This is a genomic window from Paracoccus sp. PAR01 (assembly GCF_014851995.1).
GTDB classification, from domain to species: Bacteria; Pseudomonadota; Alphaproteobacteria; order Rhodobacterales; family Rhodobacteraceae; genus Paracoccus; species Paracoccus litorisediminis.
Map to the genome: position 1 here is coordinate 217,955 of NZ_JACVAW010000004.1, position 14,824 is coordinate 232,778.

Annotated in this window: 13 protein-coding genes; 12 read left to right on the forward strand and 1 reads right to left on the reverse strand. The window is 65.1% G+C overall.

The window, feature by feature from the left end; all coding sequences use genetic code 11:
• The first annotated feature begins 32 nt into the window (after nucleotides 1-32).
• The 11 genes from IB235_RS09925 (at nucleotide 33) to IB235_RS09975 (ending at nucleotide 12,138) form a co-directional block, all read left to right on the forward strand.
• Complete coding sequence (locus tag IB235_RS09925; protein ID WP_192336574.1) at nucleotides 33-2,069, forward strand: NADH:flavin oxidoreductase; 2,037 nt, start codon at nucleotides 33-35, stop codon at nucleotides 2,067-2,069.
• 68 nt (nucleotides 2,070-2,137) lie between these two features.
• Nucleotides 2,138-2,596: a MarR family winged helix-turn-helix transcriptional regulator gene (locus IB235_RS09930; protein WP_155039317.1), complete on the forward strand. Its 459-nt coding sequence runs from the start codon at nucleotides 2,138-2,140 to the stop codon at nucleotides 2,594-2,596.
• Nucleotides 2,593-3,696: an FUSC family protein gene (locus IB235_RS09935; RefSeq protein WP_192336575.1), complete on the forward strand. Its 1,104-nt coding sequence runs from the start codon at nucleotides 2,593-2,595 to the stop codon at nucleotides 3,694-3,696. The genes IB235_RS09930 and IB235_RS09935 overlap by 4 nt, the downstream gene beginning before the upstream one ends.
• Before the next feature lie 118 nt (nucleotides 3,697-3,814).
• Nucleotides 3,815-5,065 (forward strand): sorbosone dehydrogenase family protein, encoded by a 1,251-nt coding sequence (locus IB235_RS09940; RefSeq protein WP_192336576.1) that lies wholly within the window; start codon nucleotides 3,815-3,817, stop codon nucleotides 5,063-5,065.
• On the forward strand, nucleotides 5,062-5,637 hold the full coding sequence (locus IB235_RS09945) for a cytochrome c (protein ID WP_192336577.1): 576 nt from the start codon (nucleotides 5,062-5,064) through the stop codon (nucleotides 5,635-5,637). The genes IB235_RS09940 and IB235_RS09945 overlap by 4 nt, the downstream gene beginning before the upstream one ends.
• A gap of 102 nt (nucleotides 5,638-5,739) precedes the next feature.
• A complete protein-coding gene (locus IB235_RS09950; protein WP_155039321.1) occupies nucleotides 5,740-6,642 on the forward strand; it encodes a LysR family transcriptional regulator in 903 nt (300 codons plus the stop codon).
• Nucleotides 6,643-6,763: 121 nt separating this feature from the next.
• Nucleotides 6,764-7,918: an ABC transporter substrate-binding protein gene (locus IB235_RS09955; protein WP_192336578.1), complete on the forward strand. Its 1,155-nt coding sequence runs from the start codon at nucleotides 6,764-6,766 to the stop codon at nucleotides 7,916-7,918.
• A 54-nt stretch (nucleotides 7,919-7,972) separates the two neighbouring features.
• Nucleotides 7,973-8,956: an ABC transporter ATP-binding protein gene (locus IB235_RS09960; protein WP_155039323.1), complete on the forward strand. Its 984-nt coding sequence runs from the start codon at nucleotides 7,973-7,975 to the stop codon at nucleotides 8,954-8,956.
• Nucleotides 8,953-9,894 (forward strand): ABC transporter permease, encoded by a 942-nt coding sequence (locus tag IB235_RS09965; protein WP_192336579.1) that lies wholly within the window; start codon nucleotides 8,953-8,955, stop codon nucleotides 9,892-9,894. Before IB235_RS09960 ends, IB235_RS09965 begins: the two co-directional genes overlap by 4 nt.
• The gene (locus IB235_RS09970) at nucleotides 9,884-10,693 is read left to right on the forward strand and encodes an ABC transporter permease (RefSeq protein ID WP_192336580.1); all 810 of its coding nucleotides are present in this window, start codon (nucleotides 9,884-9,886) and stop codon (nucleotides 10,691-10,693) included. Before IB235_RS09965 ends, IB235_RS09970 begins: the two co-directional genes overlap by 11 nt.
• 20 nt (nucleotides 10,694-10,713) lie before the next feature.
• Nucleotides 10,714-12,138 (forward strand): gamma-aminobutyraldehyde dehydrogenase, encoded by a 1,425-nt coding sequence (locus tag IB235_RS09975; protein ID WP_192336581.1) that lies wholly within the window; start codon nucleotides 10,714-10,716, stop codon nucleotides 12,136-12,138.
• Nucleotides 12,139-12,168: 30 nt separating this feature from the next.
• Here the strand turns inward: IB235_RS09975 and IB235_RS09980 are convergent, their stop codons facing one another.
• The gene (locus IB235_RS09980; protein ID WP_155039327.1) at nucleotides 12,169-12,630 is read right to left on the reverse strand and encodes an Lrp/AsnC family transcriptional regulator; all 462 of its coding nucleotides are present in this window, start codon (nucleotides 12,628-12,630) and stop codon (nucleotides 12,169-12,171) included.
• Between the two features lie 121 nt (nucleotides 12,631-12,751).
• Here IB235_RS09980 and IB235_RS09985 point away from each other — a divergent pair, with 121 nt between their 5' ends.
• Complete coding sequence (locus IB235_RS09985) at nucleotides 12,752-14,824, forward strand: transketolase C-terminal domain-containing protein (protein ID WP_225612158.1); 2,073 nt, start codon at nucleotides 12,752-12,754, stop codon at nucleotides 14,822-14,824.

A 14,824-nucleotide genomic window follows, 5' to 3' on the forward strand; every position in this document is an offset into this window, starting at 1 on the left:
TGGAATCCTGCCTTCAGCAACCGGAGGCCGACATGTCCCGCGACCCGCTTCTGCAGCCGTTCCAGCTTCGTCATCTGACGCTGCGCAACCGCATCATGATCACATCCCACGAACCCGCCTATGCCGAGGACGGGATGCCCAAGGAACGCTACCGCGCCTATCACGTCGAACGGGCGCGGGCGGGCGTGGCGATGACCATGACGGCGGGCTCGGCCAGTGTGGCGCGCGACAGCCCGCCCGCCTTCAACAACATCCTTGTCTGGAAGGATGAGGTCGTCGGCTGGATGCGGCAGCTGGTCGATGAATGCCACGACCATGGCGCGGCGGTGATGATCCAGCTGACCCATCTGGGGCGGCGCACCCGCTGGGATACCGGCGACTGGCTGCCCGTCCTTGCCCCCAGCCACGAACGCGAGGCCGCGCATCGCGCCTTTCCCAAGCGGATCGAGGATTGGGACATCGCCCGCGTCATCAGCGATTTCACCGATGCCGCCGAGCGGATGAAGGCCGCCGGCGTCGACGGGATCGAGCTTGAGGCTTACGGCCACCTGCTGGAACAATTCTGGTCGCCGCTGACCAATGATCTGGACGCGCCCTATGGCGGGTCGCTGGACAACCGGCTGCGCTTTGCGATGCGGGTGCTGCAATCCATCCGCGACCGCTGCGGGCCAGATTTTATCGTGGGCCTGCGCTATACCGGCGATCAGGACCTGCCCGGCGGCATGGGCAAGGCCGAGGGGCTGGAGGTCAGCCGCAAGCTGCGCGACAGCGGGCTGGTCGATTTTCTGAACGTGGTGCGCGGCCATATCGACACCGATCCCGGCCTGACCGACCTGATCCCGATTCAGGGCATGCGGAACGCCCCGCATCTGGATTTCGCCGGAGAAATCCGCGCCGCGACCGGGATGCCGACCTTTCACGCCGCCAAGATCCCCGATCTTGCCACCGCCCGCCACGCCATCGCCAGCGGGCGGCTGGACATGGTCGGCATGACCCGCGCCCATATGGCCGACCCGCATCTGGTCCGCAAGCTGGTCGAGGGGCATGAGGACGACATCCGCCCCTGCGTCGGCGCGAATTACTGTCTGGACCGTATCTATCAGGGCGGCATGGCCTTGTGCCTGCACAACCCCGCCACCGGCCGCGAACTGACGATGCCACATGTCGTGGCCCCCGCGCCCTCCCCGCGCCGCGTGACGGTGGTCGGTGCCGGACCGGGCGGGCTTGAGGCCGCCCGCGTCGCAGCCGCCCGCGGCCATCAGGTGACAGTGTTCGAGGCCGCGTCCGAGCCCGGCGGCCAGATCCGCCTGACCGCGCAGGATGAAAGACGGCGCGAGATGATCTCGATCATCCGCTGGCGCTACGACCAATGCATCAAGGTGGGCGTCGGATTCCGGTTCAACACCTATGCCGAGACCGACACGGTTCTGGAAAGCGACCCCGATATCGTCGTCATCGCCACCGGCGGCCTGCCCCATACCGAGGTGCTGGCGCAGGGCAATGATCTGGCCTGCTCGGCTTGGGACATCCTGTCGGGTGATGTGAAGCCGGGGCGCGAGGTGCTGGTCTTTGACGATGCGGGCGATCATGCCGGGCTGATGGCCGCCGACCTGATCTCGGCCAGCGGGGCGCGGGTGGAAATCGTCACTCCCGACCGCAGCTTCGCCCCCGAAGTGATGGCGATGAATCTGGTGCCCTATATGCGCGCGATGCAGGGCCGCGACACCACCTTTACCGTGACGTGGCGGCTGGTCGGGTTGGCACGCGAAGCCAACCGCATCCTTGCCACGCTGGGCAGCGATTACGGCCCGGTGACCCGCGAAAGGCTGGTCGATCAGGTCGTGATCAACCACGGCACCCGGCCGCTGGACGAGCTGTATTTCGATCTGAAACCCCTGTCCCGGAACTTGGGAGAGGTCGATTACGAGGCCTTGGTCGGGGGCGACCCGCAGCAGCTTTCCGCCAATCCGCAGGGCCGCTTCCAGCTGTTCCGCATTGGCGATGCGGTCTCGGCGCGCAATACTCATGCGGCGATCTATGATGCATTGCGGCTGATGAAGGATCTGTAGCCTGCACTGAAAAGGCATCAAAATATAATTTGAATTGCAAATCAATTTAAATTCGCCATATTGGCGGGATGACACAGGATTCCCCCTCGGCTCGTTCGCGCTTCGGCATTCGTTTTTCGCTTCTGGCCCGGCGCTGGCGGCGTGCTATCGACCTGCGGCTGGCCGCGGCTGGCCTGTCTGACGCCAGCTGGGTGCCGCTGGTCCATCTGCGGGAAACCGGCGGCGGCATCTCGCAAAAGGAACTGGCGGCGCTGGTGGGCGTCGATGGCTCCAGCCTTGTGCGGGTGCTGGATTTCCTGTGCCGCGAAGGTCTGGTCGAACGTCGCCCCGACGCGAGCGACGGCCGCGCCAAGCTGATCCACCTGACCCCCGCCGGTGAGGCCCGCGTCACCGAGATCCGCCGCGAGCTTGGCCGCGCCGAGGACGAATTGCTGGCCGATCTGGCCGATACCGACATTGCCGCGATGCTGGGCCATTTCGACCGGATCGAGGCCCGGATGGTTTCCCCGACCGAGGGCAAGCGATGACCCAGACCCTGTCCCGCCGTGCCGCCACCCGCCATCTGCTGCGGCCCCTGCATCTGCGCGACAGTCTGACGCTGGCGCGGCAGCCGTCGTTGCGCAATGCGGCGCTGGCCGGGTCTCAGGCCGCGCTGACGCTGGCGATCACCCTGCCGCTGGTGCATCTGTCGCCATGGCACGGGCTGACCGGCTTTGCCGCACTTGGCGCGCTGGTCGCCCTGTTTGGCCGCTTCGCGCCCGAAGGGCAGCGCAGTCGGGTGCTGCTGCAAAGCGGTGCGCTGCAGGTTCTGGCGGTGCTGTCCATGTCGCTGGCGGTCTGGCTGGGCCTTTCGGCCAATGGTCAGTTGGCCTTGCTGGCGCTGACCAGCGGGGTGCTGTTCTTTGCCACGACGACATGGCGACTGGGACCGCCGGGGGTGCTGATCTTTGTCTTTGCCGCCGGGGCCGCGATGGGGCATCCGGTCACCCTGCCCGAGATATTTGGCCGGGTCGCGGCGACCGGTCTGGTCGCGGTCCTCGCTTGGGCGGTCTGCACCCTGACCGAGACGCTGCGCCATGCCGCCGGGCCCGACCGGCCCTTGCCGGTCGAACCGGTCCGCCCGCTGGGACATCGACTGACGGCCTCGGCGCGGGTGGCGCTTGGCGCGGGGATCGCGGCATTTGCCAGCGACATGGCGGGCGCGGCGCATCCGGCCTGGGCGGCGATGGGGGCGATCGTGGTCATTCAGGGACCGTTCCTGCATGTCAGCATGTCCCGCGCCCTGCAGCGGATGGCGGGGACGGTTGCCGGGGCGCTGCTGGTCTGGCTGATCCTGCAGGCTGACCCTTCGTTCTGGGTGATGATCGTGGTGCTGGCCATGCTGCAAATCACCACCGAGCTGATCATCGGCACGAACTACGGTCTGGGCCAGATCCTTGTGACGCCGATGGCCCTGTTAATGAGCTATCTGGCGATGCCGCAGGCCTCGGGCGCGGCGATGGCGTCGGAACGGGTGCTGGACACGCTGGCGGGCGTGGTGATCGGCATGCTGGTCGCCATCGCCCTTTCGACGCTGGACGACCGGGCGCATCTGGCCCGCCATCACGACGCGCGCATGGCGGGCTGATGCCTAAACCAAAAGTCGCAGTTCATCCGCGTTGACAAAATCGTGATCTCTCCCGCACCCTTCCGTTGGTTTCCAGCGGGAGAGGAGCCCGCGCGGAAACGCTTCAGGAGGGGGGATCATGACTCGCAAGGGACTTCTTGCCGGGCTTTGCCTTGGCACGCTTCTGTCCGGGCCGCTGGCCGCGCAGGACAACATGGACAAGCTGACCAGCATGAAGCGCACGGATGCGACCTTTACCACCGTGCCGCAGGACGATGACCGCGCGACGGCACTGAAGGACATCGTGCCGTTCATCAAGGTGCCCGACGGGTTCGAGGCCAGCCTGTACGCCGTCGTGCCCGATGCGCGCTCGATGGCGGTGGCGCCGCAGGGCACGGTGACCTTTGTCGGCACGCGCAAGGACAAGGTCTGGTCGGTGGTCGATCGCGACCGCAACCGCATTGCCGATGAGGTCAAGGATTTCGCGCCCTCGGTCACCTTCGACCTGCCGAACGGGCCCTGCTTTTCGCCCGACGGCTTCCTGTTCATCGCCGAGCGCAACCGCGTCCTGACCTTCCCGGCGGCCGAGTTCTTCTTTGAGGGGCCGGACCCCGCTGTCGGCGTCGTGGTGGACAAGGGCAAGCTGATCCCGGCCGAGGAAGAAAGCTTCAACCACACCGCCCGCGTCTGCCGGGTCGGGCCGGATGGCAAGCTGTATATCTCATTGGGGCAGCCGCATAACATCCAGCCGGTCGACAAGCATCAGATGTATGACGAAACCGGCATTGGCGGCATCATCCGCATGAACAAGGACGGCACCGGGCGCGAGGTCTTTACCCGCGGCATCCGCAACTCGGTCGGGCATGACTTCAACCCGGCCAATGGCGAGCTGTGGTTCACCGACAATCAGGTCGACGGCATGGGCGACGACATCCCGCCCGGAGAGTTGAACCGCCAGACCAAGCCCGGCGAGCATTTCGGCTTTCCCTGGGTGAATGGCGCGGTCGAGATCCCCGAATACAAGGACGTGCCGCGTCCCGAAGGTGTCGAATTCACCGCCCCCGCCGTGGAAATGCAGGCCCATGCCGCCGATCTGGGCATGCGCTTCTATGTCGGGAAATCCTTCCCCGAGAAATATCACGGCGGCATCTTCTCGGCCCAGCACGGGTCGTGGAACCGCACCAAGCCGGTCGGCGCAAGGGTGATGTTCACCCCCGTCGATACCGAGGGCAAGGCCGGCACGCCCGAGGTCTTTGCCGAGGGCTGGCTGGACGAGGAAACCGGCGAATATCGCGGCAGGCCGATGGACATCGCCTTCCTGCCCGATGGCTCGATGCTGGTTTCGGACGATTTCGCCGGGGCAATCTGGCGGATCGCCGTGAAAAAATGAGAGGGATGCTTTCCCTTGCTCTCGGCGGGCTGCTGCTTGCCGGGGGCGCGCTGGCCGATCCGGTGGGCAACCGGGCTGACGGGCGCAAGCTGGCCGGCCAATGCCGGACCTGCCACGGGCTGGACGGCAAGTCCCAGATGCCGGTCGCCCCGAATATCGGCAGCGAATCCGAGACCTATATCCGCGCGCAGCTGACCGCCTTTCGCGATGGCAAGCGGGTGAACGAGATGATGACCATCGTCACCCGCAGCCTGAACGACCAGCAGATCGCGGATCTGGCCGCATGGTATGCGGGCCATCGGATTACCGCCACCATGACCGCCGATCCGGCGGGCGCGCCCGAGCAATGCGTGACCTGCCACGGCGCGGACGGTATCAGGCTGATCGACGAGGCCCCGAACCTTGCCGGTGAGAACAACATCTATATCGACACCCAGCTCAAGGCCTTTCGCAGCGGTTCTCGTCCCAGCGAGATCATGGCCCCGGTCGCGGCCGAGCTGACCGATGCCCAAATCCGCGCGGTGGCCGATTGGTACGGGGCGACACAGATCGCCATCGAGACGGTCGAATAAGCCCCGCTGCGGCCCTATCCGGGTCGCGGCGGGTGGCGCGGGGCTTGACCCGCTGGGGTCGGGCTGCTTCATGGCGGGGACCACATCGCGAAAGGGGCGGCAATGGCCTTTACCATCAGGCAGTTGCGCTATTTTCTGGCCGCCGCCGAAAGCGCCTCGGTTTCCGGGGCGGCGCAGGCCTTGGCGATTTCGCAATCCGCCGTGACCGAAGCCATCCGTGATCTTGAAGCCGATCTGGGCGTGCAACTGTTCGAACGCCATCCGCGCGGTCTGGACATCACGCCCCGTGGTCACCAGTTCCTGCGCCATGCCCAGACCATCCTCGCCTCGGTCTCGGATGCGCGGCAGGCGATGGTGGCCGAGGCCAAGCAGCTGTCGGGCAAGCTGAATATCGGCGTGACCTCGCTGGTGGCGGGCTATGTCATCTCGGACGTGCTGGCGCGGTTCCGTCGCGCCAATCCGGGCGTCGAGGTCGCGGCGCTTGAGGATTCGGGCGAATATCTGGAACATCTGCTGATCGGCGGCGAGTTGGACGCGGCGGTCATGGTCACCTCGAACCTGCGCGACCGGCTGGCCCTGCAGGCCGAGATCCTTGAGGTCTCGCCCTATCAGCTATGGCTGCCGAACGGGCATCCGCTGGCTAGCCAACCCTCGGTGTCGATCGAGGATCTGGCGCAGGAACCGATGATCATGCTGCGGCTGGACGAAACCGAACAGCCGACCCGGCGCCTGCTGGACGCATTCGGGGCAAGGCCGCGCATCGCCTTTCGCACGCGGTCGGTCGAGGCCGTGCGCTCACTGGTGGCGACGGGCGCGGGGATCGCGCTGCTGCCCGCGCTGATCTATCGGCGCTGGTCGCTGGAGGGCGATCCGATCGTCTCGCGCGATGTGTCCGGCGCGCTGCCGGTGGTGCAGGTGGGCGTGGTCTGGCGCAAGGGCGCGCCGCTTTCGCCGGCGGTGCGCGAGTTCATCCGTACCGCCCAATCCCAGCGTTTCCGGCGCTAGAAGCTAGCTATCGGTTTTTCCGATAGCGCCCTTCTGACAATTGAATTTGCGAAAACGCACTTGTGCGCACATGCTTTCCCGCAAGGGGCCCCAAAGGTCTCGGATCAACAGGGAAAACAACATGAACAAGCTGCTGAACGCGCTGGCCTCGGGTCTGGCGCTGGTTGCTGCTGGCGCATTGCCGGTCTCGGCCGAGATGCTGACCAAGCTGGGTGAGCCGGAAGGCGCGCTGTCGATCGTCGCTTGGCCGGGCTATATTGAGCGCGGCGAGACCGACAAGGCCTTTGACTGGGTCACCAAGTTCGAAGAAAAAACCGGCTGCAAGGTCGAGGTCAAGACGGCGGGCACCTCGGACGAAATGGTCTCGCTGATGAACCAGGGCGGGTTCGATCTGGTCACGGCCTCGGGCGATGCCTCGCTGCGGCTGATCGCGGGCGAGAAGGTCCAGCCGATCAATACCGACCTGATCCCCAGCTGGAAAACCGTCGATGACCGCCTGAAGGACGCGCCTTGGCACACGGTCGACGGCACGCATTACGGCACGCCCTTCATGTGGGGCCCGAACGTGCTGATGTACAACACCACCATCTTCAAGGAAGCGCCGAAAAGCTGGGACGTGGTCTTCCACGAGCAGACTTTGCCCGATGGCAAGTCGAACAAGGGCCGCGTTCAGGCCTATGACGGCCCGATCTACATTGCCGACGCGGCGCTGTTCCTGATGAAGCACAAGCCGGAACTGGGCATCACCAACCCCTATGAGCTGAACGAGGACCAATATGCGGCGGCGCTGGAGCTGCTGAAGGGTCAGCGCCAGCTGACCTCGCGCTATTGGCATGATGCCATGGTCCAGATCGACGACTTCAAGAACGAAGGTGTCGTGGCCTCCAGCACCTGGCCCTTCCAGGTGAACCTGCTGGCCGCCGACAAGGCCCCCGTCGCCAGCACCATCCCCGAGGAAGGCGCGACCGGCTGGGCCGATACCTTGATGCTGCATACCGAATCCAAGCACGCCACCTGCGCCTATCTGTGGATGGAACATTCGCTGGCCTCGAACCTGCAATCGGACCTGTCGGTCTGGTTCGGCGCGGTGCCTTCGGTTCCGGCCGCCTGCACCGATGGCCGTGGCCAGCAGACCGCCGAGGGTTGCAAGACCAACGGTTACGAAGATTTCGACAAGATCTGGTTCTGGCGCACCCCCACCTCGAAATGCGAGGCCGGTGGCTGCGTGCCCTATCAACGCTGGGTGTCTGACTACATTGCCGTCATGGGCAGCTGATACCATCCGGTCCGGGCCACGCGTGCCCGGACCCCCTTCTTCAGGAATACGAGTATGACAGAAGCTGTGAGTTTTCGCGGCGTGTCGCGCTATTTCGGATCGGTCCGCGCCGTGGACGGCGTCGATCTGGACATCCGCGACGGCGAGTTTTTCGCCATGCTGGGGCCGTCAGGCTCGGGCAAGACCACCTGCCTGCGGCTGATCGCCGGGTTCGAGCAACCGACGGCAGGTGACATCAAGATTTACGGCGAACAGGCTGCGGGCGTGCCCCCCTATCGCCGCAACGTGAACACGGTTTTCCAAAGCTACGCGCTGTTTCCGCATATGAATGTGCGCGACAACGTGGCCTTCGGTCTGCGGGTCAAGGGCGCGGGAAAACCTGAGCGCCACAAGGCCGCCGAGGACGCGCTGGCCATGGTGGAACTGGCCGGGTTCGGCGACCGCCGCGCCGGTGAACTGTCCGGGGGCCAGCGTCAGCGCGTGGCCTTGGCCCGGGCGCTGGTCAACAAGCCCAAGGTGCTGCTGCTGGACGAACCGCTCGGCGCGCTGGATCTGAAGCTGCGCGAGCAGATGCAGGAAGAACTGCGCAGCCTGCAACGCGCGCTTGGCCTGACCTTTGTTTTCGTGACCCATGATCAGGATGAGGCTTTGTCGATGGCCGACCGCGTCGCCGTCTTTGCCAATGGCAAGATGCAGCAGGTCGGCACCGCCGAGGACATCTATCGCCGTCCGAACAGCCGCTTTGTCGCCGATTTCGTCGGTTCATCGAACGTGGTTCCCGCCGATTTCGTCGGCGCGGGTCCGCATGATCGCTGGGCCAGCCTGCGCCCCGAGGATATCCGTCTGGACCCGCTGGGCCATGAGGCAGTGGTCACCTCGCGCGCTTTCCATGGCCGCGTGATCAAGCTGGGCCTGAAGCTGGGCAATCAAAGCCTGACCGCGCTGATCCCCGCGACCGAAACCCTGCCGCAGCCGGGCGACAAGGTTCGCGTCGGATGGGACCGCGCCCGCGTGCATGTGATGGGGAATGGCGCATGAGCGCCGGGGCCATCCTGCCCGCGCGTGGCGGGCTAGCGCCTCGGCTGTTGGACTGGATGATGCGCCACCCGGCGATGTTCACCTTCCTGCTGGTGCTGCCGATCGTGCTGTGGCTGGGCATCGTCTATATCGGCTCGCTGATCGCGCTCTTGATGCAAAGCTTCTTTTCCATCGACGAATTCTCGGGCGTGGTGAAGCACGAATTCACCCTGTCGACCTATGCCGAGCTGCTGCGTCCGGCGAATTTCGACATCATCCTGCGCACCGTGGTCATGGCGGCGGCGGTGACGCTGGCCTCGGCCGCGATTGCCTTTCCCATCGCCTATTACGCGGCGCGTTACGCCAAGGGGAAATGGAAGGCGCTGTTCTATATCGGGATCATGCTGCCCTTGTGGTCCAGCTACCTGGTCAAGGTCTATGCCTGGAAACTGGTTCTGGCCAAGGAAGGCATCCTGACCTGGATCTTTGAAAAGCTGCATCTGATGTGGCTGCTTGACGGGGTTCTCGCCCTGCCGGTGGTGGGAGGCAACTCGTTGTCGGTCAGCTATCTGGGGACCTTCATCGTCTTCATCTATATCTGGCTGCCCTATATGATCATCCCGGTTCAGGCCGCGCTGGAACGCGTGCCGGGCGCGATGATGGAGGCCGCATCCGATCTGGGCGCGACGCCGGGGCAAAGCTTCCGCATGGTGCTGTTCCCCTTGGCGCTGCCAGGGATTGTCGCGGGTTCGATTTTCACCTTCGCGCTGACCTTGGGCGATTACATCATCCCGCAGATCATCGGCTCGGGTCGGCTGTTCATCGGTCAGGCGGTCTATGTCCAGCAGGGCACCGCGGGGAATATCCCGCTGGCCGCGGCCTTTACCGTCGTCCCCATCGTCATCATGGGCGTCTATCTGTGGGGCGCACGCAAAATGGGGGCCTTTGATGCACTCTGATACCCGCGCACCTTTGCCGCTGAAGATCGCCGCCATTGGCGGGCTGGTCTTCCTGCTGGCACCCATCGCGCTGATTTTCGTCTATGCCTTCACCACCGAGGAAAAAAGCTTCCAATGGCCGCCGCCGGGCCTGACGCTGAAATGGTTCGGCGTCACCATGGGCCGCGCGGACGTGTGGGAGGCGCTGTTCCTGTCGCTGCGGGTTGCCGCGATCTCGACCGCGATTGCGCTGGTGCTGGGCACGATGACGGCGGCGGCGGTGGCCCGCACCCGCTTCTTCGGGCGCGAGACAATCTCGCTGCTGGTCATCCTGCCCATCGCCTTGCCGGGGATCATCACCGGCATCTCGTTGCGCTCGGCATTCTCGCTGCTGGATATTCCGTTCAGCACCTGGACCATCGTCTTGGGTCACGCGACCTTCTGCATCGTCGTCGTCTATAACAACGCGGTCGCGCGGTTCCGCCGCACCTCGGGCGCGCTGATCGAGGCCGCGATGGATCTGGGCGCGGATGGGTTGCAGACCTTCCGGCTGGTGATCTTGCCTAATATCGGCACCGCACTTCTGGCGGGCGGGATGCTGGCATTCGCGCTGTCCTTCGATGAGGTCATCGTCACCACCTTTACCGCGGGGAACCAATCCACCCTGCCGATCTGGATGCTGGAGGAACTGATCCGCCCGCGCCAACGCCCCGTCACCAATGTCGTCGCCATGCTTGTCGTGCTGGTCACGGTGTTCCCGATCCTTGCGGCCTATTGGCTGACCAAGGAAGGCGAGCACACCGAAGGCGCCGAGAAATAAAGAAATTCAGGGAGAAGAACATGCAAACCCAGATGCTGATCGGAGGCTCGCTGGTCGCGGGCACGGAAACCGAAGAACAGGTCCTGAACCCCCGTACCGGCGAGGTAATCCTGACCCTGCCCGAGGCCTCGATTGCGCAGGTGGAATCCGCCGTCGCCGCTGCCAGCAAGGCTTTCACCACTTGGTCGCGCACCACCCCGGCGCAGCGATCCGGCTACCTGCTGAAAATCGCCGACCGGATCGAGGCCAAGGCCGCCGAGTTTGCCTCGCTTGAGGCGCTGAACTGCGGCAAGCCCGGCCACCTTGCGCTGAATGACGAACTGCCCGCGATCATCGACTGCTACCGCTTCTTTGCCGGTGCGGTGCGTAATATGTCGGGGCCGGTGGCGGGGGAATATCTGCCCGGCCATACCTCGATGATCCGCCGCGATCCGGTGGGGGTCGTGGCATCCATCGCGCCGTGGAACTATCCGCTGATGATGATGGCATGGAAAATCGCCCCGGCGATTGCAGCGGGCAACACGGTCGTCTTCAAGCCGTCCGAGCAGACCCCGCTGACCGCCCTGAAAATGGCCGAGATCTTTGCCGAGGTCCTGCCCGAGGGCGTCGTCAACATCATCCTTGGCCGTGGCGATACCGTGGGTGCGGCACTGATCGACCATCCGGCCATCGCCATGATCTCGATCACCGGCGACATCGCCACCGGTCGCAAGATCATGGAGGCCGCGACCAAGACCATCAAGCGCACCCATCTGGAGCTGGGCGGCAAGGCCCCGGTGATCGTGCTGGACGATGCCGACCTGTCGGCGGTCGTTACCGGCCTGCGCGCCTTTGGCTATTACAATGCCGGTCAGGATTGCACCGCCGCCTGCCGCATCTATGCCCATAGCGCGATCTATGACCGGTTCGTCGCCGATCTGACCGACGCCGTGTCCTCGATCGGCTTTGCCAATACCGATGACAGCCTGAATGAGATGGGGCCGCTGATTTCCCCCCGCCAGCGCGACCGCGTCGCCAGCTTCGTGTCGCGGGCACGGGAATCGAACCATATCGAGGTCACCACCGGCGGCGAGATCCATGACGGCCCCGGCTTCTTCTACAAGCCCACCGTCATCGCCGGTGCCCAGCAGAAGGACGAGATCGTCCAGCGCGAGGTCTTTGGCCCGGTCGTTTCCGTTACCCGTTTCGATGAGGTCGAGACGGCGGTGAAATGGGCCAATGATTCCAACTACGGGCTGGCGTCCTCGGTCTGGACGCGGGATGTGGGCCGTGGCCTCGATCTGTCGTCGCGGCTGCAATATGGCTGCACTTGGGTGAACACGCATTTCATGCTGACCAATGAAATGCCGCATGGCGGGATGAAGCATTCCGGCTATGGCAAGGACATGTCGGTCTATGCGCTGGAGGATTACTCGGTCGTGCGCCACGTGATGATCGCGCATTGACCCTTTGGCGCGGCGGTCCTGCCGCCGCGTCTAAACCGGAATCGCGGTCTGGTGCTTCACCCGCCGCAGCACAAAGATCGAGGACGAGCTGGCGATGACCTCATGGTCAAGGATGCCATGCATCAGCACACGTTCGTAATCGGCCACGTCCTCGGCCACGACATGCAGCAGATAATCCCAGTCGCCACTGATCGAATAGCATTCGACCACGTTTTCCTGCGCCTCGATGAAGGCCTCGAATGCGGCGCGCTGGGTGCGGCTTTGCGACTTCAGCCGGATCTGGCAGAACACGTCCAGCCCCCGGCCCAAGCGCGCCGGATCGACCAGCCGCACCGTCTGTTTCAGAATGCCCGCCTGCTCCAGCGCCTTGACCCTGCGCCAGCAGGAGGCCGCGGATGATCCGACCCGATCGGCCAGTTCCTGACTGGACAGCCCGCCATCCTGCTGCAATTCCGCGATGATCTTGCGGTCGATGGAATCGATCTGGGTCATTTTCGTCGCCATGTCTGGAAATGTGAAACGCTCGTTTCACAATACGCGAGAATTCCGACATGATTGAAAGGAAAATTCGCCGAAGAAGGCTCAGAATCGATCCCGGAAATGGGAGGAATTCATGCCGTCACGCGCCACCGTCACCGCCTTGCGCCACGCGCCTTCGCCCAGCGTGGACTGGACCCGCGTCCTGCGTCACATGGCGCTAAGCCGCGCGCTGGACGAGATGGAGGAGACCCGTCTGGTCCCGGAAAAGAAGGTCATGTACCAGTTCTCGGCCCGCGGCCATGACATGGCGCAGATCCTGCTGGGGCTGCAACTGGACGGGCCGCATGACGCGGTCTGCGGCTATTACCGCTCGCGTCCGCTGCTGCTGGCCTTGGGGGTCGACCCCGAGGATGCGCTGGGATCGGCGATGGGCCGGGCGGGCGGCTATTCGGACGGGCGCGACATCGGCGTCGTCTTCAACCATCCCAATCCCGGCGGCACCGTCGCCCTGCCGATGTGCGGCGGCGTCGGTGCGCAATATACCCCCACGGCGGGCTGGGCGCAGGGGCTGGATTACCACGCCCGCGTGCTGGGGTCCGACGAACACGCCCGCTCGGTCGCGGTGGTGCTGGGGGGCGATGCCTCGGTTGCGTCCAACGGCTTCTGGTCGGCGCTGACCGTGGCCACGACGCAGAAATTGCCGATGCTGTTCTATATCGAGGATAACGGCTTTGGCATCTCGGTCCCGTCCAGCTTCCAGACGCCGGGCGGCGATATCGCCGCCAATCTGACCGCGTGGCAGGGCTTGCGGATCATCGCGGGCGACGGCACCGAACCCGCCGAGGCCGCCGCCCTGATCGAAGACGCCGTGGCCCATGTTCGCCATACCCGCGCCCCCGTGCTGCTGCGCCTGACCGTGCCGCGCCTGCAAGGGCACAGCTTTCAGGACACCCAGGCCTACAAGACCCCCGATCAGGTGCAGGCGGAATGGGCGCGCGACCCTTGGGCCAAGCTGAAATCCTATCTGGTCCCCGCCCGGATCAGCGAGGGTGACTGGCAGGCCGAAATCAGCGCCGCCCAAGCCCGCGCCGAGGCCGCGTTGACCGCCGCCGAGGCCCGTCCGCTTCCCGATCCGGACACCGTCCTGCGCCATGTCTTTTTCGAGGACGAGATGCAGCAGGTCGGCGGCCTCCGGGACAGGCCGACTGCGGAAGTGATCGACCGCCCCGCCCCCGAGGGCCAGCGCATCAACATGGTCACCGCGATCCGCCGTGTGCTGGACCAGGAACTGTCCCTGAACCCGCGCATGGCGATCTTTGGCGAGGATATCGGCGCCAAGGGTGGCGTCCATGCCGTGACCCTGGGCCTGCAGGAAAAATACGGGTCCGACCGGGTCTTTGACACCTCGCTCTCCGAGGAAGGCATCATCGGCCGCGCCACCGGCATGGCGCTGGCCGGGCTGCTGCCGGTCCCGGAAATCCAGTTCCGCAAATATGCCGAGCCCGCGACCGAGCAGCTGAACGATTGCGGCTCGATGCGCTGGCGAACGAACAACCGCTTTGCCGCGCCGATGGTGGTGCGGATGCCCGTGGGCTTCTTCAAATGCGGCGATCCTTGGCACAGCCAGACCAATGAGGTCGCCTTCATCCATAGCCCCGGCTGGATGGTCGCCTCACCCTCGAACGCCGAGGATGCGGTGGGCCTGCTGCGCACGGCGCTTCGCGGCAATGACCCGGTGATCTTTCTGGAACACCGCGCGATGCTGGACCATGCATGGGCGCGCAGGCCGTGGCCGGGCGACGATTTTGCCCTGCCCTTCGGCAAGGCCCGGCTGGTGGCCAAAGGCACGGACGCCACCATCGTCACCTGGGGCGGCATGGTCGAGCGCTGCGAGGCGGCTGCCGCAGGCCTGTCGGTCGATGTGATCGACCTGCGCACGCTGATGCCGTGGGACCACGAGACGGTGCTGGCTTCGGTCAACCGCACCCATCGCTGCCTGATCGTGCATGAGGACCTGCAGACCGCCGGCTTCGGGGCCGAGATCGCCGCTGTCGTCGCCAAGGAGGCCTTCACCGCGCTGGATGCCCCGGTCGAGCGGCTGACCATGCCTGACATTCCCAGCCCGCATAATCCGGTGCTGCTGGACCACGCCGTGCCCTCTGTCGCCGCGATCCGCGCGCGCCTGACCGATCTGCTGGGGTTCTGA